This is a genomic window from Burkholderia sp. KBS0801, assembly GCF_005937855.2.
In the GTDB taxonomy this organism is placed as follows: domain Bacteria; phylum Pseudomonadota; class Gammaproteobacteria; order Burkholderiales; family Burkholderiaceae; genus Burkholderia; species Burkholderia ambifaria.
Map to the genome: position 1 here is coordinate 3200197 of NZ_CP042177.1, position 24682 is coordinate 3224878.

At 67.5% G+C, this 24682-nt stretch carries 24 protein-coding genes; 10 read left to right on the plus strand and 14 right to left on the minus strand.

The genetic code is table 11. The features are described from left to right. Positions 1 to 6: 6 nt before the first annotated feature. From FFI87_RS15240 to FFI87_RS15250, 3 genes are read right to left on the minus strand one after another with little or no spacing between them, the layout of a single operon-like run. Positions 7 to 942, minus strand: coding sequence for an MlaD family protein (locus FFI87_RS15240; protein WP_012364800.1), 936 nt, complete (start codon positions 940 to 942; stop codon positions 7 to 9). 24 nt (positions 943 to 966) lie between these two features. Next, positions 967 to 1878 (minus strand): ABC transporter ATP-binding protein, encoded by a 912-nt coding sequence (locus FFI87_RS15245; RefSeq protein ID WP_138847092.1) that lies wholly within the window; start codon positions 1876 to 1878, stop codon positions 967 to 969. Beyond that, positions 1875 to 2999 carry an MlaE family ABC transporter permease gene (locus tag FFI87_RS15250; protein WP_012364802.1) on the minus strand — a complete coding sequence of 375 codons (1125 nt, stop codon included), beginning with the start codon at positions 2997 to 2999 and terminating at the stop codon, positions 1875 to 1877. The genes FFI87_RS15245 and FFI87_RS15250 overlap by 4 nt, the downstream gene beginning before the upstream one ends. A gap of 290 nt (positions 3000 to 3289) precedes the next feature. Between FFI87_RS15250 and FFI87_RS15255 the strand changes: the two genes are divergently transcribed. Both FFI87_RS15255 and FFI87_RS15260 read left to right on the plus strand, forming a co-directional pair. Then, the gene (locus tag FFI87_RS15255; RefSeq protein WP_012364803.1) at positions 3290 to 5350 is read left to right on the plus strand and encodes a bifunctional 2',3'-cyclic-nucleotide 2'-phosphodiesterase/3'-nucleotidase; all 2061 of its coding nucleotides are present in this window, start codon (positions 3290 to 3292) and stop codon (positions 5348 to 5350) included. Positions 5351 to 5364: 14 nt separating this feature from the next. Next, on the plus strand, positions 5365 to 6204 hold the full coding sequence (locus tag FFI87_RS15260) for a tetratricopeptide repeat protein (protein ID WP_138847091.1): 840 nt from the start codon (positions 5365 to 5367) through the stop codon (positions 6202 to 6204). A 499-nt stretch (positions 6205 to 6703) separates the two neighbouring features. On the opposite strand, the gene FFI87_RS15270 is transcribed toward FFI87_RS15260, so the two are convergent. From FFI87_RS15270 to FFI87_RS34490, 4 genes are read right to left on the minus strand one after another with little or no spacing between them, the layout of a single operon-like run. Then, the gene (locus FFI87_RS15270; RefSeq protein ID WP_222430038.1) at positions 6704 to 7078 is read right to left on the minus strand and encodes an OmpA family protein; all 375 of its coding nucleotides are present in this window, start codon (positions 7076 to 7078) and stop codon (positions 6704 to 6706) included. 49 nt (positions 7079 to 7127) lie between these two features. Next, positions 7128 to 7802, minus strand: coding sequence for a M35 family metallo-endopeptidase (locus tag FFI87_RS15275; RefSeq protein ID WP_138847088.1), 675 nt, complete (start codon positions 7800 to 7802; stop codon positions 7128 to 7130). After that, positions 7792 to 8346: a hypothetical protein gene (locus tag FFI87_RS15280; protein WP_138847087.1), complete on the minus strand. Its 555-nt coding sequence runs from the start codon at positions 8344 to 8346 to the stop codon at positions 7792 to 7794. Before FFI87_RS15280 ends, FFI87_RS15275 begins: the two co-directional genes overlap by 11 nt. Beyond that, the gene (locus FFI87_RS34490; protein WP_186381705.1) at positions 8343 to 8519 is read right to left on the minus strand and encodes a hypothetical protein; all 177 of its coding nucleotides are present in this window, start codon (positions 8517 to 8519) and stop codon (positions 8343 to 8345) included. The genes FFI87_RS15280 and FFI87_RS34490 overlap by 4 nt, the downstream gene beginning before the upstream one ends. A 290-nt stretch (positions 8520 to 8809) precedes the next feature. Between FFI87_RS34490 and FFI87_RS15285 the strand changes: the two genes are divergently transcribed. From FFI87_RS15285 to FFI87_RS15295, 3 genes are all read left to right on the plus strand, one after another. Further along, positions 8810 to 9730, plus strand: coding sequence for a biotin--[acetyl-CoA-carboxylase] ligase (locus tag FFI87_RS15285; protein WP_138847086.1), 921 nt, complete (start codon positions 8810 to 8812; stop codon positions 9728 to 9730). Continuing rightward, positions 9727 to 10515: a type III pantothenate kinase gene (locus tag FFI87_RS15290; protein ID WP_012364806.1), complete on the plus strand. Its 789-nt coding sequence runs from the start codon at positions 9727 to 9729 to the stop codon at positions 10513 to 10515. The genes FFI87_RS15285 and FFI87_RS15290 overlap by 4 nt, the downstream gene beginning before the upstream one ends. Before the next feature lie 225 nt (positions 10516 to 10740). Beyond that, positions 10741 to 10983: a hypothetical protein gene (locus tag FFI87_RS15295; RefSeq protein ID WP_012364807.1), complete on the plus strand. Its 243-nt coding sequence runs from the start codon at positions 10741 to 10743 to the stop codon at positions 10981 to 10983. 16 nt (positions 10984 to 10999) lie between these two features. On the opposite strand, the gene rfaE2 is transcribed toward FFI87_RS15295, so the two are convergent. The 6 genes from rfaE2 to FFI87_RS15330 all read right to left on the minus strand — a co-directional run bounded on the left by rfaE2 (position 11000) and on the right by FFI87_RS15330 (position 17043). After that, the gene (rfaE2, locus tag FFI87_RS15300) at positions 11000 to 11485 is read right to left on the minus strand and encodes a D-glycero-beta-D-manno-heptose 1-phosphate adenylyltransferase (RefSeq protein WP_105787132.1); all 486 of its coding nucleotides are present in this window, start codon (positions 11483 to 11485) and stop codon (positions 11000 to 11002) included. Positions 11486 to 11650: 165 nt separating this feature from the next. After that, on the minus strand, positions 11651 to 12529 hold the full coding sequence (locus FFI87_RS15305) for a ferritin-like domain-containing protein (RefSeq protein ID WP_138847085.1): 879 nt from the start codon (positions 12527 to 12529) through the stop codon (positions 11651 to 11653). A gap of 496 nt (positions 12530 to 13025) precedes the next feature. After that, on the minus strand, positions 13026 to 14252 hold the full coding sequence (locus FFI87_RS15315) for a patatin-like phospholipase family protein (protein WP_138847084.1): 1227 nt from the start codon (positions 14250 to 14252) through the stop codon (positions 13026 to 13028). Between the two features lie 24 nt (positions 14253 to 14276). Further along, positions 14277 to 15026: a PhaM family polyhydroxyalkanoate granule multifunctional regulatory protein gene (locus FFI87_RS15320; RefSeq protein WP_138847083.1), complete on the minus strand. Its 750-nt coding sequence runs from the start codon at positions 15024 to 15026 to the stop codon at positions 14277 to 14279. A gap of 79 nt (positions 15027 to 15105) precedes the next feature. After that, positions 15106 to 15933 carry an enoyl-CoA hydratase/isomerase family protein gene (locus tag FFI87_RS15325; RefSeq protein WP_138847082.1) on the minus strand — a complete coding sequence of 276 codons (828 nt, stop codon included), beginning with the start codon at positions 15931 to 15933 and terminating at the stop codon, positions 15106 to 15108. Between the two features lie 117 nt (positions 15934 to 16050). Beyond that, positions 16051 to 17043, minus strand: a complete 993-nt coding sequence (locus FFI87_RS15330) for a fumarylacetoacetate hydrolase family protein (protein ID WP_138847081.1) — start codon at positions 17041 to 17043, stop codon at positions 16051 to 16053. A 127-nt stretch (positions 17044 to 17170) separates the two neighbouring features. Between FFI87_RS15330 and FFI87_RS15335 the strand changes: the two genes are divergently transcribed. The 5 genes from FFI87_RS15335 (at position 17171) to metH (ending at position 24095) form a co-directional block, all read left to right on the plus strand. Beyond that, entirely contained in the window at positions 17171 to 18046 is an 876-nt protein-coding gene (locus FFI87_RS15335) for an IclR family transcriptional regulator (protein WP_012364812.1), read from the plus strand. Positions 18047 to 18220: 174 nt separating this feature from the next. Further along, on the plus strand, positions 18221 to 19498 hold the full coding sequence (locus FFI87_RS15340) for a DUF3108 domain-containing protein (RefSeq protein WP_138847080.1): 1278 nt from the start codon (positions 18221 to 18223) through the stop codon (positions 19496 to 19498). Between the two features lie 245 nt (positions 19499 to 19743). Then, positions 19744 to 20001 carry a DUF3567 domain-containing protein gene (locus FFI87_RS15350; protein ID WP_006477667.1) on the plus strand — a complete coding sequence of 86 codons (258 nt, stop codon included), beginning with the start codon at positions 19744 to 19746 and terminating at the stop codon, positions 19999 to 20001. A gap of 262 nt (positions 20002 to 20263) precedes the next feature. Continuing rightward, the gene (locus tag FFI87_RS15355) at positions 20264 to 21331 is read left to right on the plus strand and encodes a homocysteine S-methyltransferase family protein (RefSeq protein WP_012364814.1); all 1068 of its coding nucleotides are present in this window, start codon (positions 20264 to 20266) and stop codon (positions 21329 to 21331) included. Between the two features lie 46 nt (positions 21332 to 21377). Beyond that, positions 21378 to 24095 carry a methionine synthase gene (metH, locus tag FFI87_RS15360; protein WP_186381706.1) on the plus strand — a complete coding sequence of 906 codons (2718 nt, stop codon included), beginning with the start codon at positions 21378 to 21380 and terminating at the stop codon, positions 24093 to 24095. A gap of 113 nt (positions 24096 to 24208) precedes the next feature. On the opposite strand, the gene FFI87_RS15365 is transcribed toward metH, so the two are convergent. Continuing rightward, positions 24209 to 24532, minus strand: coding sequence for a DUF1840 domain-containing protein (locus tag FFI87_RS15365; protein ID WP_012364816.1), 324 nt, complete (start codon positions 24530 to 24532; stop codon positions 24209 to 24211). Positions 24533 to 24682: the final 150 nt, after the last annotated feature.

The window sequence follows — 24682 nt, forward strand, 5'->3', positions numbered from 1 at the left end:
CGCGCTTCATTTGCCGGCCGCCGCACCCTTGCCCGGCCAGACGAAGCCTGCTTCGCCAGGCCCCGGCGCGGCGCCGGGCGAACCGAACAACAGACTGCTCGGGTTGCGGCCGAGTTCACCGGCGACGTCCTTCAATTGCCGCGACGCATCGCCGACGCTGTCCGCCAGCGTGTTGAAACGCGGCAGCGTGTCGTACTGGACCCGCGCGTTCAGGTCGTTCAGCGCGACGCCGACCTGCTCCGCGGCCGAGCCGGCCTTGTTCAGGTTCGACACGAGCGGCCCGTTCGGCTGCAGCAGCGTGTTCGCGGATGCCATCGCGCGATCGACCTGGTGCATCGTCTGCGGCAGCGCGGCCACCGCCGGCGCGAGCTGCTTCGACAGCGTCGCCGCGCCGTCCGCCGCGTGCTGCAGGCTTTCGGCCGTCGCGCGCAACTGCTCGCGCATCTCCGGCGACATCAGCGCGTTCGCGCTTTCCGCCGCCTGCTCGAGCTGCCGCAACAGCACGTCGCCGCGCTCCTGGATCTGGTCGAACAGGCTCGGCCGCATCGGAATCTGCGCGATCGACTTCGGCGACGACGGCAGCGGCGCCAGGTCGCGGCCGGTGTCCTCCAACTGCACGAACGCGATGCCCGTCACGCCCTGGAAGCCAAGGCTGCCGTAGGTCGACTGCGTGATCGGCGCATCACGGTCGACGAGAATCCGGATCCGGATCTGGCCCGGATGCGTGCGGTCGAAGCCGATCGACTGCACCTTGCCGACGTCGAGCCCGCGAAAGCGCACGGCCGCATCGGGGAACAGGCCCGTCACGTTGGTGCGCGCGAGCAGGTCGTACGGCACGCGCACGGTGCGGTCGACGTTGAACCAGAACACGGTGCCCGCGATCGCCAGCGTCAGCGCGATCGTGAACAGGCCGGCCCAGAACGCATGTGATTTGTTTTCCATCAGCAGATTCCTTGTCCTTGCCGGTTACAGCTCGACGCTCGAGAGCGCCGGTTCGAGGGCGGCCTTCGGCAGCTTCGCGCGTCGCTCGGGCGGCAGCGCCTGCAGTGCGCGGCGCCCGCGCAGCCCCAGGAAATATTCGTGGATGAACGGGTGGTCGACGTTCGCGGCCTCCTCGACCGGCGCGGCGACCAGCACCTTGCGATCGGCCAGCACCGCGACGCGCGTCGACAGCGCGACCATCGTGTCGAGGTCGTGCGTCACCATCACGACCGTCAGCCCGAGCGTGCGGTGCAGCGTCGCGATCAGCTCGACGAATTCGTCGGATGCCTGCGGGTCAAGCCCGGCGGTCGGCTCGTCGAGGAACAGCAGTTCCGGCTCCAGCGCGATCGCGCGCGCGATGCCGACCCGCTTCACCATCCCGCCCGACAGCGCGGCCGGCATCTTCGACGCGTGCTTGCACGGCAGCCCGACCATCTCGAGCTTCAGCATCACGATGTCGTGCAGCAGGTCGGGCGGCACGCGGCCGAGCTCGCGCAGCGGCTGCGCGACGTTGTCGAACACCGTCATCGACGAGAACAGCGCGCCCTGCTGGAACAGCATCCCCGAGCGCGTGCGCATCATCCGCGCGCTCGCATCGTCGATCTTCGAGGTGTCCTCGCCGAACACCTTGATCGTGCCGGACGTCGGCCGCTCGAGGCCGAGGATCTGCCGCACGAGCGTCGTCTTGCCCGACCCCGAGCCGCCGACGATCGCCACGATCTCGCCGCGCCGCACGTCGAAATCGAGCTTCTGGTGAATGATGTTGCGCCCGTAGCGCTTCGTCAGGTTGCGCACCTCGATCACGAAGTCGCCGCCGGACGCGGCGGCCGATCCGGCGCTGGCTGCCGCGGTATGGGCGCTGGCGGCACCGGCCGCCGGGTCGTTCGACGTGTTCATCCGAGCCCCACGTTCTGGAACATGATCGCGAACACCGCGTCGGCGAGGATCACGACCGTGATCGACGAGACGACCGACGTGGTCGTGCCTTCACCGAGGCTTTGCGAGTTCGCCTTGATCCGGAAACCGAAATGGCATGCGACCAGCGCGATCAGCATGCCGAACACGACGCCCTTGCCGACGCCGATGTACAGGTTCGCGATCGGCACGACGCCCGGCAGCGAGCGCACGAAATAGTTGATGTCGATCCCGAGCACGAATTTCGCGGCGAGCGCGCCGCCGGTCAGCGCGATGATGTTGGTCCACATCACGAGCAGCGGCATCGCGACGCCGAGCGCGAGCACGCGCGGCAGGATCAGCCGCAGCCCGTGCGGGATGCCCATCACGCGCATCGCGTCGAGCTCCTCGGTCACGCGCATCACGCCGATCTGCGCGGTGATCGCCGAGCCCGAGCGGCCCGCGACGAGGATCGCCGACAGCACCGGGCCGAGCTCGCGGATCACCGACAGCCCGAGGATATTCACGATGTAGCGGTTCGCGCCGAATGTCTGCAGCTGCTGCGCGGACAGATAGCTGAGCACGATGCCGATCAGGAACGCGACCAGCGCGGTGATCGGCAGCGCCTGCGCGCCGGCGCTGTAGATGTTCGCCGAGGTTTCCTTCCACGGCATCGTCTTCGGACGGCGCAGCACCGACAGCGCGTCGAGGATCACCAGGCCGAACATCGCGATGCCGCCCTGCAGGTGCTCGGCGAACGCGAACAGCATGAAGCCCAGGCGCGTGATCGGGCCGAAGTGCACGACGCGCTCGGGCGCCTCGCGCTGGCTGTCGAGCCGCTCGATGCGCTCGAAGATCGTGCGCTGCGTGGTGCTCAGCGCGACGCCGTCCGGCAGCTTGCGGCCCCACACGCGCCACAGCGCCTGGCCGCCGACGTGGTCGAGCCGTTCGATGCCGGACAGATCCCATTCGCTCACGCGCCCGGACGCGATGCCCGCGACGCGGCGCGCGACCGCGCCCCGGTTGCGCGCGAGCGCGAGCGCGGTCCATTGGCCGTACAGGCGCACCGTCTGGCCCTGGCCGCCGGCGTCGACCGACAGGCCGGGAGGAGTCTCGAAGTCCAAGGCGGGTTGTTTGCAAAAGGATGACAGCGGCCATTGTAGCGAACCGCCCGGCGCAGCGACGTGAGGATTTCCGTCGCGGCGCCCGGCCGGCGCGCCGGCCCGCGGCGCCCGCCTGCACGTGCCGGCCCGGATCGGCTTGCCCCGCGCGCGCCTTTCATTCCTCCGTCATGTTTCCTTTCGATACTCTCACGCGCGCACATCAGGCCGTCGGCGCCCGCGCCGCCATTTCGTTGCGCACTTCGCGCTTCATCGTCGCGACTCATAGAACAGAACACGAAACAGGACAACCGATGCGTCTCCCCCCGCTTTCCCGCCGCCGCGCGGGCTTCGCCGCCGCGCTCGCCAGCCTTGCCTTCGCCCTCGCCGGCTGCGGCGGCGACGACGTCACCGCTCCGCCGTCGCAGGCCCAGGCGCCGGCCGGCACGACCGCCACGCTCGCGCTGCTCGAAACGACCGACCTGCACACCAACGTGCTGTCGTACGACTATTTCAAGCTCGCCGCCGACAACTCGCTCGGCTTCGAGCGCGTGTCGACGCTGATCGCGCAGGCGCGCGCGCAGTACCCGAACACGCTGCTGCTCGACAACGGCGACACGATCCAGGGCACCGCGCTGTCGGACTACCAGGCGCTCGTCAAGCCGATCGGCTGCGACCAGACGCTCGCGATCTACAAGGTGATGAACGCCGCGAAGTTCGACGGCGGCGGGATCGGCAACCACGAGTTCAACTACGGGCTGCCGTACCTGTCGCAGGTGACCGGCAACACGTTCGACGTCGACGGGCTGCCGGCCCCCGCGCAGCAGAAGAAGTGCGCGGGCCCGAACTTCCCGCAGGTGCTCGCGAACGTGATCAGCGCGAAGACCAACGCGCCGCTGTTCACGCCGTACACGATCCTGACCCGCACGGTGACGGCCGTCACGCCTGACGGCAAGACCGTCAGCGCGCCGGTGAAGGTCGGTATCATCGGCTTCACGCCGCCCGCGATCATGAACTGGGACAAGCGCTGGCTCGACGGCAAGGTCTATACGACCGGTCTGAAGGAAGCGGCCGAGAAGTACATTCCGGAGATGCGCGCGAAGGGCGCCGATCTCGTCGTCGCGATCTCGCACGGCGGCCTCGACAACTCCGCATACTCGCCGACGATGGAAAACGGCAGCTGGTGGCTGTCGAAGGTGCCCGGCATCGACGCGATGCTGATCGGCCACTCGCACCAGGTGTTCCCGGACGCGAACAGCACCGTGCCGCAGTTCAACCTGCCGGGCGTCGACAAGGCGAAGGGCACCGTCAACGGCGTGCCGACCGTGATGGCCAACTTCTGGGGCAAGCATCTCGGCGTGATCAAGCTCGGCCTGAAGTTCGACGGCCACGCGTGGAGCGTCGACAAGTCGCTGACGACCGTCGAGGCGCGGCCGATCCAGAACGCGGACAAGAGCTACGTCGCCGCCGACCCGTCGGTCTCCGCCGCGATCGCCGCCGAGCACCAGGCGACGATCGACTACGTGAAGACGCCGATCGGCTCGACCGACTACCGGATGAACTCGTACTTCGCGGACGTCGGCGATCCGGGCGCGATCCAGATCGTCAACGAGGCGCAGGCCGACTACGTGCGGACCTACGTGCAGGCGAACCTGCCGCAATACGCGTCGCTGCCGGTGCTGTCGGTCAGCGCGCCGTTCAAGAGCGGCTTCGGCGGCGGCAGCGACTACACCGACGTCGCGCCGGGCGCGCTCGCGATCAACAACGCGGCCGACCTGTACCTGTACCCGAACACCGTGTACGCGGTGAAGGTGAGCGGCAGCGACGTGAAGAACTGGCTCGAGACAGCCGCGAAGCGCTTCAACACGATCGACCCGACCAAGGCGACCGTTCAGCCGCTCGTCGGCAGCTTCCCCGGCTACAACTTCGACATGTTCACGTCCGCCGATCTCGCTTACGAGATCGACGTCACGCAGCCGGTCGGCAGCCGGATCAGGAACCTGACGTACCAGGGCGCGCCGATCGACCCGAACGCGCAGTTCATCGTCGCGACCAACAACTACCGCGCGAGCGGCGGCGGCAACTTCCCGGGCCTCGACGGCAGCAAGACGATCTTCGCGTCGCCCGACGCGAACCGCGACGTGCTGATCTCGTTCATCAAGAAGCGCGGCGCGATCACGCGCGCGGCGGACGGCGCGCAGCGCAGCTGGCGCTTCACGAAGCTCGCGAGCTCGGTCGCGCACGTGCGGTTCACGTCGGCGCCGAATCGGCTCGGCGACGCGGCGGCAGCCGGCCTCAGCGGCCTCACGCAGGTCGCGGCCGACGACGGCTCGGGCAAGAACCTCGCCATCTACGAGATCGACCTCACGCAATGACCATGAGACCCGCGATGCAACCGATCCGGACGATGCGGCCGGCCGAGGCCGGCTTCACCGCCGCCGCGCGGCGCCTGCTGCGCGCGAAACTCCCGCCGGCCGCGTTGCTCGCGGCGGCGGCCGTGACTGTCGCGGCCGTCGTCGCGACAACCGGCTGGCGGGCCGCCGGCCCCGCGCCGAGCGCCGCGCAGCTCGAAGAGTGGCAGGCGATGGTCGCGCAGGCCGTCGAGCCGCATGCGCTCGCGCGGTTGCGCACCCTCGCACGGCGCGGTTCGGGCGACGCGCAGGCGGCGCTCGGGATCGCGCTCGTCGATGCGCGCGAGCCGGGGCTGCGCGACGAGGGGCGCGGCTGGCTGGAAACCGCCGCGGACGGCAAGACCGACTCGCCCGCCGCGCGACGCGCGCAGCTCGCACTCGGCAAGGCCCTGCTGCTCGGCAGCGGCGACATCCCGAAGGACTACGCCCGCGCCCGTGCGCTGCTCGGCGAGGCGGCCGGCCAGGGCGATCCGGCCGCCGCGTACTACCTCGGGCTGATCTATCGCAGCGGCTACGGCACCGCGGCCGACCCCGTGCAGGCCGCGCACTGGTTCGAACTCGCGTCGCGCGCGGATATCCCCTCCGCGGACTTCATGCTCGCGAACGCGTACCGCGACGGCAGCGGCGTGCCGCGCGACGAAGCGCGGGCGCTTGCGCTGTATCGGCGTGCGGCGGAACACGAGCTGCCGGAAGCCGTGCAGACGCTCGCGATGGCGTATCGCAATGGCGAGCTTGGGCTCAAGCCCGATGCGGATGAATTCCACGCGCAGTGGATCGAGACCGCGCATGCGTTGAAGCATCCGGTCGTGGCGCCGTGAGGGTGTTGCTGCGACGCCGGCGCGAATACGCGTCGGCAGAATGATGCCGGTCCGGCGGCGCGCTAATCCTCGTGGGGCGCCTCCCGGGCCCCGCACTGAATTGCAAGGCCTCAGCGCGCAAGCAAACGCGAAACATAGGGTTCAAGGTAGAACAGGCCCGCGAGTAGCGTCCCGATGCCGAGCGTGGCACTCCATCTCTTGCACGACCAGCGCCTGTAAGCCATTGCATTGACGACGCCGAAAAACACGGCAGGCCCCAGCAAGTACGCGAAAAACACCCCCCCCTGCCACCATGAGACCGGACACTTATCGAGCTCGTAGCAACCGCGAGCCGGCGTGCTTGGGAGTTTCGGCCAACTTATATGGCTGTATGTGTACAGATAAAACCAGGTCAACAGCAATCCGCCAACGGCCCCACAAAGCGTGATCGCAAACCGCTTCACTTGATCTCCCAAAGTGAGAATCCAATGTGGACGGGCCGCATGCGCATGGCGCACCGTCATTGCTTCCGGTTCGGCACGGACGTACCACATGGATTCTCGCAACCATCCGATGAACACGCGGGAATGAACTCAATCTCTATCTGATTGCGTTGATCCGGAGCGGTAACGGAGTTGCTACGCCAAATTTTAGATTCGGTGTGAATTCTCTCTTCTGAAACACCGAGATCGACCAGATATGCCCGAACAGCGTTGGCTCGGTCGCGGGCAATTGCAATTGCGTCATGCTCGTGTTCGCCTGAATATCCGTAAATCACCACGGGGCCGTTGTTCGCCACACTGCCCCGGACGGTAACCAACAAACTGGCGAGTGCAACCCGGTCGGCATTCGAAATATTCACGATGCCGTGGTCAAGCTTACTTGCGTATTGCAAGGCAAAACTACAAGCGAACGCATCACTTGGCCCGCATAGCGCCGCAAGACTAATCGACGCACAAGATATACCATGCAATATTGTCCGCATTCCTGATTGCCATTGTGGGATCTTCTTTCGCAAGACGTCGACTGAGGAATTGTCCATAGGTGTTCTTGTAGTCAAACGCTCCAAACGTATCCAAAAAGTGCGCGCATTCATGAACGATGGTAAGTTGCATCGAGGACAACGTGCCCACACTCGTGTCCGGCAGTTCACAGAACTTTGGGTTGAGCGATATCGTATGCGTTGCAGTATCGGGACCGCAAACGTGGGCAACTTCACCTGCTAGATTTTTGGTATTCGGTGTACACCCCAGCGCCCGATCAAGCTCCGGATCGGAGCGAACGAAATTTCTTGCGGTCAATCCATTCATCACCGTGATCAAGGAAACCAGTCCGTCTACCAATACACGTCGAGTGGACTCATCGGCGATCCCGAACCATTCCCTGACTCTTGCCCGCGCAGGTTCTTTCCAGGCATCGAGCTCGTAGATTCGGTGCGTAATTATTGTTACGGCATCGTCACGCAAAGTCAGAACCTTCTTCCGAAATTCCGCATCGGTCATGTTGTCACAGATTGGTGGGCCGTCGACTGCCAACAAGAGCTCCACCTTGGAGCCATGTGTAGTGTTCGTCATGGCTGAGCTGTGCACAGTCACGTATTCGTAGTCGTCATGAGGCATTGTTGTTCTCGACTATTTCGATTCTCAGTCTCTCCGCGTAGCGCGTCGCAACGCGCTGTGTGTGGCCCGTACTATCAGTCATACCACTGAGGACGCGACCGGAACTGGTATGTATTCGGTATGGCACGCATGCCAAGGGCTGGCCGGTCTTTGCATTCTTTAATACATACTGCTCGTCGTATTGCTCACCAGCGAATGGCGGAGCAGAATGTTCGTTTCCCCGCGCCGCCGGCTCCGCCGCATACTCGTCGCCAACAAACATCTTCATACTCCGCTCGGCATAGAAAACAGGCGGCGGGCTGCACCCGCATGCGTTGATGTCCCCACTCAACGCCCATCGCTGACCATTGGGCGCCGTGCCGGACAAGCGCGGACCTGCCGGAGCAATAAACCCTTCCCGCTTGCAGGCCGTGCAGTAGGTTTTCATATAGAGCGTGGCAATCTGCACGCGCGGCGGCGGATTGGAACAGGTGACGAATTCGAGTCCTTCCGCGATCGTGGCACTGCCGCCTCGATCGCCCCTGGCAAGGAAGTAGCGGATCATTCGATGTCACCTGAACTGACCGCAATCAAACGACTGCCGCCCGCGGAAGCACCCGTTGCCACAAACTCGACGGCTGCCAGCCTACCGGGGCGGCCCCTGCCATGATCGGCCACGAACCAGCGGTCGGCAGCAGCCCATGAAAGCCCCGGCGACAATTGCTTTTCACGATTCATCTGGATTCCCTCTCGTCGCTGAATGGTGCAAATCTCATCGCACCAAAATGCGCGATCGGCATAAGAGAATCAATCTGACGAATTCGAAATCCTAATAAATTGGCATCGGTCGACCAGCAGTTTTCCTTTTAGCTCGCCTCCGCACGACGGCCCCCAATGACACTTTTCTCAACCAGACAACAGAAAACGAGCGCCCAGCGTCGCACGTCGATCGGGCCCTGTACTTCGAGCAAGATGACGTCCGCCCCGACTGCCGACTTTATTAGCGCCCTGTCGCTACAATATGCGCCATGAACGCCCCCACCTCCTCCGACACGCCCGATACCGGTGACGCGCGCATCGCGCGCAACCGGCTCGAGGCGCACCTGGATGCCGCGCCGCGCGCGTGGCCGCTCGACATCGTCGCCGCCACCGGCTCGACCAATGCCGACGTCGCGACGCGCCTGAAGGCGCTGCCGCGCACCGCGAGCGCGCTGCCCGCGCCGCTCGTGCGCGTCGCGTTCGAGCAGACAGCCGGCCGCGGCCGGCAAGGCCGCCCGTGGTTCGCGCAACCCGGCAATGCGCTGCTGTGCTCGGTCGGCTGCATCGTGCCGCGCCCCGTCGACGCGCTCGCCGGTCTCAGCATCGCGATCGGCGTCGCGCTCGCGGAAGGGCTCGCCGCGCTGCCGCTCGACGCCCGCTCGCGTATCGCCCTCAAATGGCCGAACGACCTGCTGCTGACGGCCTCCGACGACGGTACGTCGCACATCGTCGGCAAGCTCGCAGGGATTCTGATCGAAACCGTGTGGAGCACCGCCGACGCGACCGCCGTCGTGATCGGCTTCGGCATCAACGTGCGCGGCGCGGAAGCCGTCGCCGCGCAGGTCGAAGCGCTGCGCGCGCGCGAAGCGACGCTCGCGAGCGGGCTGCCGCCGGCCGCGCTGTCGGCCGCGTGCGCATCGGCCAACCTCACCGATACACTCGCCGCCGCACTGAACGCGCTCACGCCCGCCCTCGCGCAGTTCGGCACCGACGGTCTCGCACCGTTCCTGCCGCGCTGGCACGCGCTGCACGCGTACGCCGGGCGCGAAGTCGTGCTGCTCGAACAGGGCGTCGAACGCGCGCGCGGCATCGCGACGGGCATCGACGCGACCGGCCAGCTGCTGCTCGACACGCCCGACGGCGTGCAGGCAATCGCGGCCGGCGACGTATCGCTGCGCGAAGCGCAATGAACAAGCCGCATCTGCTGATCGACGCCGGCAACAGCCGGATCAAGTGGGCGCTCGCCGACGCGCGGCGCACGCTCGTCGACACGGGCGCGTTCGGCCATACGCGCGACGGCGGCGCCGATCCCGACTGGTCGGCCCTGCCGCGTCCCCATGGCGCATGGATCTCGAACGTCGCGGGCGCCGACGTGGCCGCACGGCTCGACGCGCTGCTCGATGCCCGCTGGCCGGGCCTGCCGCGCACGACGATCCGCTCGCGGCCCGCGCAATGCGGCGTGACGAACGGCTACACGACGCCCGACCAGCTCGGCAGCGATCGCTGGGCCGGCTTGATCGGCGCACGTGCGGCGTTTCCGGGCGAGCATCTGCTGATCGCGACGTTCGGCACGGCGACGACGCTCGAAGCGCTGCGTGCGGACGGTCGCTTCACCGGCGGGCTGATCGCGCCGGGCTGGGCGCTGATGATGCGCGCGCTCGGCACGCACACCGCGCAGTTGCCGACGCTGACCACCGACATCGCGAGCGGGCTGCTCGCCGGCGCGCAGGCCGAGCCGTTCCAGGTCGATACGCCGCGCTCGCTGTCGGCGGGTTGCCTGTACGCGCAGGCGGGGCTGATCGAGCGCGCATGGCGCGATCTCGCCGATGCGTGGCAGGCGCCCGTGCGGCTCGTGCTGGCAGGCGGTGCGGCGGACGACGTCGCGCGCGCGCTCACGCTGCCGCATACGCGGCACGACGCGCTGATCCTGTCGGGCCTTGCGTTGATCGCCGCGGAAGGGGCGGCGCAGGATTGACGAAAACTGGCCGGCGTCGCACCGACCGCGTCGACGGATGCCCGGCTGCGCGCATCGTCACAGGAAGGATGGAAGAACGGGCGCGGTGTGTGCGCCCATGCAGGCAGCCGGCCGCTCACGCGGCCCGGCCGTCGCGAACGATCGCCGGCTGCAACGGCAACCTTTGCCATGCGGCCGGCGCGACTGAACGGTTGAACGACTGAACCACGACGAGGAGTGTCGACGATGCTGCGCTGGCTGATCGCTGTTCTCTTTCTCGCGAACCTGCTCGCGTTCGTGGCCGTGCGCGGCGTGTTCGGGCCGCCGCCGGCGGCCGGCGCGCGCGAACCGGGCGTGCTGTCCCGGCAGGTGCGGCCCGATGCAGTGCATGCTATGCCGCTCGCGCAGGCGACCGATCAGCCCGTGATCGGCGCACCGATCGCCGCGCCGGCCCTCACGGCAGAGCCGCTCGCGGCATCCGCGCCCTGACGGCGCGGCACACGCCTCAGGACTGCTGCGCGCGCACCTTCTTCAGCAGCGCGGTGGTCGAGCGGTCATGCGCGAACGGAATCGCGAGCGCACGGCCGCCCCAGCCGCGCACGATGGCCGATTCCGGCAGCGCGTCCATGTCGTAGTCGCCGCCCTTCACGAGAATGTCCGGACGGACGGCCTCGATCAGCGACACCGGCGTCTTTTCCTCGAACTTCACGACCCAGTCGACGCTCTCCAGCGCCGCGAGCAGCGCCATCCGGTCGTCCTCGCGGTTGATCGGACGGTCGTCGCCCTTGCCGAGCATGCGCACCGACGCATCGCTGTTCACGCCGACGATCAGGCACGCGCCGAGCGCCTTGGCGTCGGCGAGATACGTGACGTGGCCACGGTGCAGGATGTCGAACACGCCGTTGGTGAACACGACGGGCGAAGGCAGCGAAGCGCGCAGGGCAACCAGGGCGTCGCGGGTGATCAGCTTGCGTTCGAAGGTGGCGGACATGATGGAGTTCGGATGGCGTGAGCGGCGCGCGGTGCACGTCGCGACAGGACGCGGCGGCGCCAGATAATAAAAAGCCCGCCGGAGGGCCGGGCGGGCTTCATGCAGGAATTCACTGCGACGATCGCAACCGGCGGAGCGTCACGGCGGCTGCGCCGCCGCGCGGCGTCAGGCCGGTTGCGCGGCCGACGACGGGCCGCTTTCGGACTGCAGGCGGCCGGTGACTTCCTTGCGATAGCGGTTCAGCTCCTGCGCGGTCGCGAACGTGCGCTCGAACAGGATCGACAGGTTGTGCAGGATCCGGTCGACGACCTTCTTTTCCCACTCACCGTCGAAGCGGATCTGCTCGTCGAGCCAGCGCTCGAGCCATTCCGGATCGGGCAGGCGCGACTGCACGGTGTCGCGCGGGAACAGCGCCTGGTTCACGTGCAGGTTGGTCGGGTGCAGCGGCTTCTCGGTGCGGCGCGCCGATGCCATCAGCACGCCGATCTTCGCGAACGCCGCGCGCGCGACGTCGCCGCAGTTGTTCAGCGCCTTCTTCATGTAGCGCAGGTAAGCGCCGCCATGGCGCGCTTCATCGCGCGAGATCGTTTCGTAGATGTGCTTGATGACCGGCTCGGTGTGCCAGTCGGCCGCGCAGCGATACCAATGGTTCAGGCGGATCTCGCCGCAGAAGTGCAGCATCAGCGTCTCGAGCGGCGGCGCCGGATCGAACTGGAAGCGCACCGCGTGCAGCTCTTCCTCGGTCGGCACCATTTCCGGCCGGAAGCGGCGCAGGTATTCCATCAGCACGAGCGAATGCTTCTGCTCCTCGAAGAACCACACGCTCATGAACGCGGAAAAGTCGCTGTCGTGCTGGTTGTCGCGCAGGAACATTTCCGTTGCGGGCAGCGCCGACCATTCGGTGATCGCGTTCATCTTGATCGTCTTCGCCTGCTCGTCGGTGAGCAGCGAACCGTCGAACTTGTCCCACGGAATGTCCTTCTCCATGTCCCAGCGGACAGCTTCGAGCGACCTGTAAAGTTCCGGATAAAGCATGGTGTTCATGATGGTCCCACCCCTGTTCTGCGCAATGCGACTTCTCTAAACGTGACTGTTGCCGCGTACGCGCGCGAGCGCGCTTTTCGCAGCCAAGACTCTAATTTTACGCGGGAATCCAGCCGCCGGACGCAGATTCCAAATCCGGCTGCCAGGCGGCCGCGCCGCCGCCTCGACGCACGCCGCAGCCCCCGCTCCGCTCGAACGGAGCCGGCCGTGCGTGCCTCATGTGGGGGGCCGGCGCAAGCCGGCTCGTTGACGAGCCGGCCCCGGCGTCACACGGCTTCCGGACGGGTTCTCCGTACGGCTGCCGGACGGCAGGCTGCTCGATATGGTGTATACGGCGGCGGCCATGATAGCACGCACCCATGACGGTTCCGAGACGCCGGCCCGGTCGCGCGCCGCCCACTGCGGTGCGGCGATCGGTCGCGGGCAGGCGTCGCGAAAACGCAACCGATCTGTAAGGCGCACCTGCTTCAGCGCCGTTTCCGCGACCGGACTCGCGTCAGACCCGTATTTCGCCCGTCGCGATGCCGCCCTCCGGCGGCGTGCCGGTCGGCGGCGCGCTGCAGCCGTCGGCGCCCGCGATCCAGCTCGCCAGCGTGTCGCGCTGCGCGCGCCCGTCGCGGTAGCCGAGCTCGATCAGCTCGCGCGTGAACGCCTCCTCGAACAGCAGGTAGCTCGCGAACGACGCGCCGGCCGGCTGGCTGCCGCCGATCGCGCCGAGCAGCCCGCGCATCGTCGCCGGCATCTGCTTCAGGTGTTTCGCGGCGATCAGCTCGATGGGCTCGGACGGCGCGATCGCGAGCACGTCGACGTGCCGCCAGCCGCTGTCCACCTCGACCTGCTGCGGCAGGTGCTCGATCATCCGGTTGATGTGCTCGATGCGCTCGATGTCCGCGCCGATCGAGTCGAGAAACACGCTCGCGAGCACCTGCTGGCCGATCTGCGCGAGCGTCGGATAGCCGCGCACCCGCCCCGAACCGTTCGCGGCGGGAATCTCGGGCCGCGGATCGGCCGCGCCGATCACGACGATCCGGTTCGCGCCGAAGTGGATCGCCGGCGACAGCGGCGCGACCTGCCGGATCGACCCGTCGCCGAAGTACTCGACCTGTCCGTCGAGCACGAGCGGCACGGCCGGGAACACGAACGGAATGGCCGACGACGCGAGCAGGTGCGACGCCGACAGGTCGACGAGCCGCGCGGTGCGCTGCGCGCGCCGCCATGCCTGGATCGGCTCGGCGGCCTGGTAGAACGTCAGGTGCCGGCCGCTCGAATAGCTGAGCGCCGTGATCGAGAGCGCATGCAGCAGCCGGCTCTCGAGCATCTGCTCGATCCGGTGGAAACTCAGCTCGCGCTGCAGCAGGTGCGCGAGCGGCGCGTTGTCGAGCAGCCCGCGCGGCGAACGGCGTGCCGCCCAGCCGAAGCTCATCGCCGCGAGCCAGCGTGCACCCGCCGCCGCGATGCCGAGCCAGTCGGTGCGATACACGTAGTCCGCGCGCAGCGGCTCCCAGAATTCGAGCAGGCGCCGCACGCCGTGCGAAAAATCGTCCGCGTGGCTCGCGATCGACGTTGCATTGATCGCGCCGGCCGACGAGCCGCATACGACCGAAAACGGCACCGTATGCCGCTGCGGATCGGCCTCGCGCGCGATCTCGGCCAGCGCCTTCAGCACGCCGACCTGGTAGGCGGCGCGGGCGCCGCCCCCCATCAGAACGAGCGCGAGCCGCATGATCGACCTGCCATCCGGTTCGCGTCAGGTCGAGCGCTTCGGCGGACGCGTTTCGGGCGACGAAGCGGCCGCCGCGCGCGCCGCGGCCGAACCGGACGGCTTCGCGCGCTTCGCGGCCGGCTTGCGCGGCGCGGCGGCAGCGGCCGGTGCGGGCGGTTCCGCCGGCGTCGTCGGCGCGGCCTGCGCGGGCGACGCATCGTCCGGCTGATCGGCCTGCACGCCCGGCTGCGTCATCGCAAGGCTCGCGAGCTGGTTGAACTGCGCCTGCAGCAGGTTCCACCAGCCGGCCGGGTCGAATGCCTGCTGCGCGGCGTCGCCTGCCGGCGGCGCGTCGGCAGCGCCAGCACCCGGCGCTTGCTGCGCATCGGCGCGCGGCGCGGACGCCGCTTGCGCGGCCGCGACCGCGGCTTCCTCGGCCGCCGACATCGAGCTCTGCGCGAATGCGCCGAACGCGCGCAGCGTCGCGAGCGTCGCGCGCTGCACCTCGAGCGCCTGGATCGCGGACTGCAGCATCCCGAGATTGAGCTTGAGCCATTGCTCGACCGCGCGCAGATCGGTGATCCGCTTGTCGAGCTCCTCGACGCTCGTGAGCGGCGCCATCATGTCGGACATGCTCGACAGCGACGGCGGCAACCCCGAGGCGGCGCCCGGAAACGACGCCATCCCGCCGAACGGCGACATCCGCATCATGTCCCACATCCGGTCGAGCATGTCGGCGGGCTTGAAACCGGCAAAGCCGGCGAAAGGATTGGAGCCGGAGGCTTCGTTCGTCATTACGGGCATCCTGGTTGACTGGGTGAGCGAAGCGGCCGGCACGGGTCGCGCGGCCGCCCTGGTTCGATGATAGCGCGCGTCAGAACGGTGCGTCGCCGGGGAAATCGGGCGGGCGCCGCTCGCGCAGCGAGCGGATGCCTTCCTGCACGTCGGGCCCGGAGAAGCCCATGAATTCGAGCGCGAGCGACGTATCGAAGGTCGGCCCGGCGCTGCGCAGCCAGTTGTTCAGCGCGTACTTGGTCCAGCGGATCGCCGACTGCGACCCGTGTGCGAGCCGCTCCGCGACTTCGTACGCCTTCGGCAGCAGGTCGGCCGGCTCGACCGCGAGCGACACGAGGCCGATCCGCTCGGCCTCCTCGCCGTTCACCGGCTCGCACAGCAGCAGGTAGTACTTCGCCTTCGCCATCCCGCACAGCAGCGGCCACACGATCGCCGCATGATCGCCGGCCGCGACGCCGAGCCGCGTATGACCGTCGATGATGCGCGCATCCTTCGCGGCGATCGAGATGTCGGCGAGCAGCCCGGCGACGAGCCCCGCGCCGACGGCCGGGCCGTGCATCGCGGAGACGATCGGCTTGCTGCAGTTGATCACGTTGTAGACGAGGTCGCGCGCCTCGCGCCACACGCGTGCGCGCACGTCGAAGTCGTTCGCCATCGCCTCGACGAGCGCGAGATCGCCGCCCGCCGAAAAGCCCTTGCCCTCGCCGCGGATCACCGCGACGCGCGTGTCGGGATCGCGGTCGACGTCGCGCCAGATGTCGGCGAGTTCGCGATGCATGCGGTCGTTCGCGGTCGCGAGGCCGCTGCGGTTCGCGCCCTCGCCGCTCATCACGATATCGAGCACGCCATGCTCGCGGCGCGTCACCTTCAATGCTTCGTAACCGCCGTATGCGGCAAGATCGGCCATGCGCAGCTCCCGGTGCTTGAGGCGTTTGAAACGCCTGAATCGAGTGTAGCCAAGCCCGCGCGGGCAAACATCGGGCGAAACCCGGCGCGCGGGCCGGAGCCGGGCTTCGCGCGTGCGTCAGGCCGCGCCGTCGGGCGGTGCGACCGACTGCTCGATCGCGCCGAAGATCGACTTGCCGGCCGAGTCGAACATCTCGATGCGCACGGTGTCGCCATAGCGCATGAATTCGGTCTGCGGCGCGCCGTGCTCGATCGTCTCGAGGCAGCGCTTCTCGGCGATGCAGCAGTAGCCGCGCTTCGCGTCCTTGTTCGACACGGTGCCCGAGCCGACGATCGAGCCGGCACGCAGGTTGCGCGTCTTCGCCGCATGCGCGACCAGCTGGCCGAAGTGGAACACCATGTCGGTGCCCGCGTCGGGCTGGCCGACCTTCCTGCCGTTCCAGTGGACGATCATCGGCCGGTGCACGCGGCCTTCGCGCCATTCGTCGCCGAGCTCGTCGAGGGTCACCGCGACCGGTGCGAACGCGGTGGCCGGCTTGCTCTGGAAGAAGCCGAAGCCCTTCGCGAGCTCGGCCGGAATCAGGTTGCGCAACGACACGTCGTTCACCAGCGTGACGAGCCGCACGGCCTTCAGCGCGTCGTCGGGCGATGCGCTCATCGGGACGTCGCCGGTGATCACCGCGACTTCGGCCTCGAAGTCGATGCCCCACTCCTCGGACGCGCAGACGATGTCGTCGCGCGCGCCGAGGAAGTCGTCGCTGCCGCCCTGGTACATCAGCGGATCGGTCCAGAACTCCGGCGGCATCTCGGCGCCGCGCGCGCGGCGCACGAGCTCGACGTGATTCACGTACGCGGAACCGTCGGCCCACTGGAACGCGCGCGGCAGCGGCGCCATGCAGTTCGCCGGATCGAACGCGAACGCGTTGCGTGCGCGGCCGTGATTCAGCGCGTCGGACAGGTCGCGCAGTTGCGGCGCGTAGAACGCCCAGTCGTCGAGGACGCGCTGCAGCGTCGGTGCGATCGCATCGGCGATCGCCGCGGTGTGCAGGTCGCGCGACACGACGATCAGCTGGCCGTCGCGCGTGCCGTCCTTCAGCGATGCAAGTTTCATGGGGTGTCTGCCGTTGTAGTGACGATGGAGGGAATCTATTTTACGATGGTGAATCCGCGCGGCGCGCCACGATCGTGCGTGCCGCTTTCGTCCCGACCCTTGCCGCCTTGCCGCGCCCCCGTTGCCCATGCCCGCCAACCCGCTTCCCGACGACGATCTCGCTGATTCCGACACCGACGACACCGGCTCCGGCGAGCATGGCGAAGGCGGCGAGAAGGTCCGCTCCGGCATCCAGTCGATCGAGGTCGGCTTCCGCCTGCTTGAGGTGCTGACGAGCGAGCCGCGCGCGATGATGCTGCGCGACCTCGCGCAGCGCGCGGGCATGAGCCCTGCGAAGGCGCACCGCTATCTGGTGAGCTTCTCGCGGCTCGGCGTCGTGTCGCAGGATCCGGTGTCGGGCCGCTATGAACTCGGCGGCTTCGCGCTGCAGATGGGCCTCGCGCGGCTCGCGCGCGTGGACGGCGTGAAACTCGCGCGAATCGCGCTGACCGAGTTGCGCGACCGCGTCGACCAGACCGTCGGCATCGCGGTGTGGGGCAATCAGGGCCCGACGATCGTGCACTGGATGGAATCGAGCCACCCCGCGAAGGCGTCGCTGAAGCTTGGCGACGTGATGCCGCTGCTCGGCTCCGCGACGGGCCTGCTGTTCGCCGCGTACCTGCCGCGCAGCAAGACCGCGGCGATGCTCGAACGCGAGCTCGCCGACACGCGCCGCTCGCCGCATCACGGCGGCCCGCGCACGCTCGACGAGGTCGACGCGGTGCTCGCGGACGTGCGCGCGCATCAGGCCGCGCGCGTCGAAGGGATGCTGCTGCCGACGATCCACGCGTTCTGCATGCCGGTGTTCGATGCGGTCGGCGAGCTGGCGCTCGCGATCGTCGCGCTCGGTCAGGAAGGCACGTTCGACATCGCGTGGGGCGGCGAGATCGACACCGCGCTGCGCGCGTGCGCGCAGAAACTGTCTTACGAACTCGGCTATAGTCCTGACGCGCGCGACGCCTGACACGCGACGCGCGCGACACCCGGGCGAATGCGCGCGATGCAGCGCGAACGCGCGGCGCGGCCGGCGGTCCGATGGGTGTGACGTGCGGTCGTGACGTGCCATTGCGACGTGCCGTTGCGATGTACGTCATGCACGATCCGCCACGACTGCCCCAACCCTGTTCCGTTTTCGCCGATGCCGCCTGCCGACACCCGTTCTCGTCACGTCCTGCCCCGCCACTGGCTGCGCGCGGGCATCGCGATCGTCGTCGTGCTGGTGCTGCACGCGCTCGCCGCGTTGTGGCTGACGCGCAACCGCGAATCGTTCACGCCGCCCGCGCCCGCCGAGATCCCGGTGCAGATCGAATTGCTGAAGCCGCGGCCGATCGAGCGCCAGCCCGCGCCGAAACCGGTCGAACCTCCAGCCGAACATCATGCCGAGCCTGCGCCGGCGAAGCCTGCTCCCGCCGCACCGAAGCACGCGCCGTCGCCCGAGCCCGTGCTGACGTCGACGCAGACGGCCGAGCACGGCGAGCCGCCGCCTGCCGCCGCCGCCTCCGCCGCGAGCGGCACGGCAGGCGCATCGGACGCGAATGCGGCACCGGCCGAGGGCGCGAGCAGTGCCGCGACGCCGGGCCCCGCGACGAGCGGCGTGAAGTTCGTGGCGCCGTCGTCCGGCGATCTGCAATACGATACGTTCTACAACGGGATGCAGAACATGATCGGCACGATCCACTGGCGCACCGACGGACACATCTACGACCTGTCGGTGTCGATGCCCGTGCCGTTCGTCGGTCCGTTCACGTACCGCAGCGAAGGCCGCATCGACGCGTTCGGTGTGGCCCCCGATCGATATGTCGAGAAACGCGGCAAGCGCCCCGAGGACATCGCGATCTTCAACCGCGAGATCCGCCAGGTCGTGTTCACCCGCACGCCAAATAACGCACCGCTGCCCGACGGCGTGCAGGATCGCTTCAGCATGCTGATGCAGTTGTCGGGGCTCGTGCGCGGCAATCCGTCCGCGTACCAGCCGGGCGTCACGCAGCAGTTCTTCGTAATCGACAACAACAGCGGCGAGACGTGGCCGATCACGGTGATCGGCGACGAGGACGTGCAGACGCAAACCGGCATCGTCCGCGCGCGGCACTTCATGCGCCTGCCGCGCCGCGCCGGCGACACGCGCCGCATCGACATGTGGCTCGCGCCGTCGCTCGACTGGCTGCCCGCAAGGCTCGTACAATCGGAACCGAACGGCGCGCAAATCGAATTGCTTTGGCATGGCCGGCTCGCGCCGCCGGACGCACCGGCCGACGGGGTGACGCCACGCGCAACAAATGCGCCCGACAGCGCGCCCGATAGCACCCCGGCCGCCGTGGCACCCGCCGCAGAGCCGGCACAACCCGCGCCGCCGGCGGACGTGCAACCATCGGCGCCCACGGGTTCATCGCCCGCGTCGACGCCGCCCGCGCCGTGATGATCCATAGATCGGCAATTTCGACCGATTAAAGTTGTTGGCCGAAATGGCCGATGACACTCTTTAACAACTATTTCAGTGCACCGGATCACAATAAGAAACGTTTGATAGACATCGGCTTCTAACCAATACACCCCACGCAAACGGGAGAACGGGGTGTGCAGCGCAAGCCCCTTGAAACCGGCACAGCCTGCCCCACCTACGGAGCAACAAGGCCAGATGCCACTGCGAAGAGGAGTGCCGCCATGCAAATGATCTACAACAGCCCCAATTACTGCGTCGTCGAATTTGCGCCGCAGGCCGGTCACCATCTGATGAATGCCGGCGGATATGAAATCGTCGACAAGAACGCGCAGCGCGAAATTTTCATCGACGGCGAACTTGCCGAGCGTTTCCGCGCACACGTGAAGCAGCTGATCGAGGACGAGCCGTCGCTCGACGAAGTGGACGAATTCCTCGGACAGTTCGACAGCCTGATGATGATGCCCGTCGTCCTGCACTGACGACATCCGGTCCGGCGCATCGCCGGGCCCATCGCCGCGCACTGCGCGGCGCCGCGAGCACTCTGATCCACGCCCCCGTCCGGTTCGCCGGCGGGGGTTTTCGTTTGATGGGGCCGTGTGCGGCCGGGCGTGCCTTCGTTGCGCGAACAACGCTCGCCCGCACGCTTCGCGCCGGCCCCGCTGCCCACGCCGCGCGAGCCCGGGCGGCGCCCCTGCGCACCGGCTACAATGACGGTTTTCCCGTCTTCGCCGGTCTTCCGCCATGTCTGCGACCCCTCTCGCTGCTTCCGTCCCGCTCGACGCGCCCTACACGCGCGGCGCCGAACTGCCCGCGCTGCTGAAATCGCGCATCCTCATCCTCGACGGCGCGATGGGCACGATGATCCAGCGCTACAAGCTCGACGAGGCCGCCTATCGCGGCGAGCGCTTCAAGGACTTCCCGCGCGACATCAAGGGCAACAACGAGCTGCTGTCGCTCACGCAGCCGCAGATCATCCGCGAGATCCACGACCAGTACTTCGCGGCCGGCGCGGACATCGTCGAAACCAATACGTTCGGCGCGACGACGGTCGCGCAGGCCGACTACGGGATGGAAGACCTCGTCGTCGAGATGAACGTCGAATCGGCGCGGCTCGCGCGCGAATCGGCCGTGCGCTACGCGACGCCCGACAAACCGCGCTTCGTCGCGGGCGCGATCGGGCCGACGCCGAAGACGGCGAGCATCTCGCCGGACGTCAACGACCCGGGCGCGCGCAACGTCACGTTCGACGAGCTGCGCAGCGCGTATTACCAGCAGGCGAAGGCGCTGCTCGACGGCGGCGTCGACCTGTTCCTCGTCGAGACGATCTTCGACACGCTGAACGCGAAGGCCGCGCTGTTCGCGCTCGACGAATTGTTCGAGGACACCGGCGAGCGCCTGCCGATCATGATCTCGGGCACCGTGACCGACGCGTCGGGACGCATCCTGTCGGGCCAGACGGTCGAGGCGTTCTGGAATTCGCTGCGCCACGCGAAGCCGCTCACGTTCGGCCTGAACTGCGCGCTCGGCGCGGCGCTGATGCGCCCGTACATCGCCGAGCTCGCGAAGCTGTGCGACACCTACGTGTCGTGCTACCCGAACGCGGGCCTGCCGAACCCGATGAGCGACACCGGTTTCGACGAGACGCCGGACGTCACGTCGGGCCTGCTGAAGGAATTCGCGCAAGCCGGGCTCGTGAACCTCGCGGGCGGCTGCTGCGGCACGACGCCCGAGCACATCGCCGAGATCGCGAAGGCGCTCGCCGACGTGAAACCGCGCCGCTGGCCGAGCCACTACAGCGACGCCGCCTGACCGACCGCCCCAACGCCCGCCCTACCTCACACGAATTCGCACCGCCATGACCGATCACATGATGCGCCTTGCCGGCCTCGAGCCGTTCAACGTCACGTCCGGGACGCTCTTCATCAACGTCGGCGAACGCACCAACGTCACCGGCTCGAAGGCGTTCGCGCGGATGATCCTGAACGGCCAGTTCGACGAGGCGCTCGCCGTCGCGCGCCAGCAGGTCGAGAACGGCGCGCAGGTGATCGACATCAACATGGACGAGGCGATGCTCGATTCGAAGGCGGCGATGGTGCGCTTCCTGAACCTGATCGCATCCGAGCCGGACATCGCTCGCGTGCCGATCATGATCGACTCGTCGAAGTGGGAAGTGATCGAGGCCGGCCTCAAGTGCGTGCAGGGCAAGGCGATCGTGAACTCGATCTCGCTGAAGGAAGGCGAGGAAGCGTTCCGCCATCACGCGAACCTGATCCGCCGCTACGGCGCGGCCGCGGTCGTGATGGCGTTCGACGAGACGGGCCAGGCCGATACCTACGCGCGCAAGACCGAGATCTGCAAGCGCTCGTACGACTTCCTCGTGAACGAAGTCGGCTTCCCACCGGAAGACATCATCTTCGACCCGAACATCTTCGCGGTCGCGACCGGCATCGAGGAGCACAACAACTACGCGGTCGACTTCATCGAGGCGACCCGCTGGATCAAGCAGAACCTGCCGTACGCGAAGGTGAGCGGCGGCGTGTCGAACGTGTCGTTCTCGTTCCGCGGCAACGACCCGGTGCGCGAGGCGATCCACACCGTGTTCCTGTACCACGCGATCCAGGCGGGGATGGACATGGGCATCGTGAACGCGGGCCAGCTCGGCGTGTACGCCGATCTCGACCCGGAGCTGCGCGAGCGGGTCGAGGACGTGATCCTGAACCGCCGCGACGATTCCACCGACCGCCTGCTCGAGATCGCCGACAAGTTCAAGACCGGCGCCGCGAAGAAGGAAGAGAATCTCGAGTGGCGCAACCAGCCGGTCGAGAAGCGCCTCGCGCACGCGCTGGTGCACGGGATCACGAACTTCATCGTCGAGGACACCGAGGAGGCGCGCGCGGCCATCGCCGCGGCCGGCGGCCGCCCGATCAACGTGATCGAAGGCCCGCTGATGGACGGGATGAACGTCGTCGGCGACCTGTTCGGCCAGGGCAAGATGTTCCTGCCGCAGGTCGTGAAGTCGGCGCGTGTGATGAAGCAGGCCGTCGCGCACCTGATCCCGTTCATCGAGGAAGAAAAACGGCTGCTCGCGGAAGCGGGCGGCGACGTGCGCGCGAAGGGCAAGATCGTCATCGCGACCGTGAAGGGCGACGTGCACGACATCGGCAAGAACATCGTGTCGGTCGTGCTCCAGTGCAACAACTTCGAAGTCGTCAACATGGGCGTGATGGTCCCGTGCAACGAGATCCTCGCGAAGGCGAAGGTCGAGGGCGCGGACATCATCGGGCTGTCGGGCCTCATCACGCCGAGCCTCGAGGAAATGGCGTACGTCGCGTCCGAAATGCAGCGCGACGACTACTTCCGCGTGAAGAAGATCCCGCTCCTGATCGGCGGCGCGACGACCTCGCGCGTGCACACGGCCGTGAAGATCGCGCCCCATTACGAAGGCCCGGTGGTCTACGTGCCCGACGCATCGCGCTCGGTGTCGGTCGCATCGAACCTGCTGTCGGACGAAGGCGCAACGAAGTATCTCGACGAACTGAAGTCGGATTACGAACGGATCCGCGAACAGCATGCGAACCGCAAGGCCCAGCCGATGGTCACGCTCGCCGAGGCGCGCGCGAACAAGACGAAGGTCGACTGGGCGGGCTACCGGCCCGTGAAGCCGAAGTTCATCGGCCGCCGCGTGTTCAAGAACTACGACCTGAACGAGCTCGCGAACTACATCGACTGGGGCCCGTTCTTCCAGACCTGGGATCTCGCGGGCCCGTACCCGGCGATCCTGAACGACGAGATCGTCGGCGAATCGGCGCGACGCGTGTTCTCCGACGCGAAGTCGATGCTCGCGCGCCTGATCCAGGGCCGCTGGCTCACCGCGAACGGCGTGATTTCGCTGCTGCCGGCGAACACGGTCAACGACGACGACATCGAGATCTACACCGACGATTCGCGCTCCGAAGTGCTGCTCACGTGGCGCAACCTGCGCCAGCAGAGCGTGCGTCCGGTGGTCGACGGCGTGATGCGCCCGAACCGCTCGCTCGCCGACTTCATCGCGCCGAAGGAATCGGGCGTCGCCGACTACATCGGGATGTTCGCGGTCACGGCCGGCCTCGGCGTCGACGTGAAGGAAAAGCAGTTCGAAGCCGACCACGACGACTACAGCGCGATCATGCTGAAGGCACTCGCCGACCGCTTCGCGGAAGCGTTCGCCGAGGCGATGCACGCGCGCGTGCGCCGCGAGCTGTGGGGCTATGCGAGCGGCGAAACGCTCGACAACGATGCGCTGATCGCCGAGAAGTACGCGGGCATCCGCCCGGCGCCCGGCTACCCGGCCTGCCCCGACCACCTCGTGAAGCGCGACATGTTCGCCGCGCTGCATGCGGAGGAAATCGGGATGAGCGTGACCGAATCGCTGGCGATGCTGCCGGCCGCGAGCGTGTCGGGCTTTTATCTCGCGCACCCGGACAGCCGCTACTTCTCGGTCGGCAAAATCGGGCAGGATCAGCTGGACGACTACGCGCGGCGGATGTCGCTGTCGCTCGCCGACGCCCGGCGCGCGCTCGCGCCGCAACTCTGACCGAGGCCGGCGGGCGGCCAGCCCGCCATTTCATCAGAGGAAATGAAAAGCCCGCTCGAAAGCGGGCTTTTTTTGCGTTGCCGACGACCTTTCGATCGGGCGGGCAAGGAAGCTCAGAAGCCCCAGTGCACGTCGGCCTGGCCGGCCTTCGCTTCGCGCAGCATCGTGAGGAAGGGTGCGACGCGCTGCGCGAGGCTTGGCGGCACTTCATGGTGCGCGTGGTCGTCGTCGTCCTCGTGGAAGTGGCCCGCGTGCTCGGCGCGCTCCTGCTTCGCCTGCGCGACCGCGCCTTCCAGCTTGGCGATTGCGTGGTCCAGTTCGTCGTGCGTAATCACACCGCGCTCGCCCAGCTGCTTGCCGACGAGACCCAGCACATACACGGCGAAATCCTTCAGCACGTCGAGATCCTGTGCCGCCTTGCTCTTGAACGTAATCATGACAATTCCCTTTTCATCTTGTTGTGCCTGCCCGGCGCGGTTGGGGGGACGCCGGCAGACCGGCGTGCGGCCTCGCGAAGCCGGGGCGCCTGAGCGGCATATTAGCACCTGTTAAAATTCTGCGATCCCTGAAACGCGCGCTTAAAAAGC